Source organism: Virgibacillus senegalensis (assembly GCF_000821245.2).
Lineage (GTDB): Bacteria > Bacillota > Bacilli > Bacillales > Amphibacillaceae > Sediminibacillus > Sediminibacillus senegalensis.
On the sequence record NZ_LN611425.1, the window covers coordinates 1,739,045 to 1,739,609 of the forward strand.

General features: G+C 50.3%; 1 rRNA gene. It reads right to left on the reverse strand.

The features are described 5' to 3' along the window. Window position 1: 1 nt before the first annotated feature. Window positions 2-117, reverse strand: a 5S ribosomal RNA gene (gene rrf, locus BN1067_RS20750). Window positions 118-565: the final 448 nt, after the last annotated feature.

Below are 565 nucleotides of genomic sequence, written 5' to 3' on the forward strand. Positions count from 1 at the left end.
TGCCTGGCGGCGTCCTACTCTCGCAGGGGCAAAGCCCCAACTACCATGGGCGCTGGAGAGCTTAACTTCTGTGTTCGGCATGGGAACAGGTGTGACCTCTCCGCTATTGCCACCAGACCTGCAGGATGCAGGTCGTTCTGTGTTGTTCACAGGACGTGAACGGTCTTAACAGAACTTCCTTTAGGTGCTTTTAAGAAAGATGTACCTTCAAAACTAGATAAGAGGGAAGACAATCAACGAACATTGACACGTTTTTTTAATCCAGCTCTGCGGGCTAGATGCTCGCGTCATAAGTCATTCCCCTACAAGCCCATATTGCAGGGCTTTTCGGTGACTGGCTTATGCGTGTCGCATCTGACCAATCCCGCGACGCTTTTTGTTTTAATCCAACTCCGACTCCCAGGTCCTCGCTGTATAAGCAATTCCTCTACAAGGCTAAAACCCAGCCTTGTCGCGGTCTTACTTATCCAGTCGGACCTTAACGGTCGTCTCCGCTTTTTGTTTTAAGTTAAGTCCTCGATCGATTAGTATCCGTCAGCTGCACGTGTCACCACGCTTCCACCTC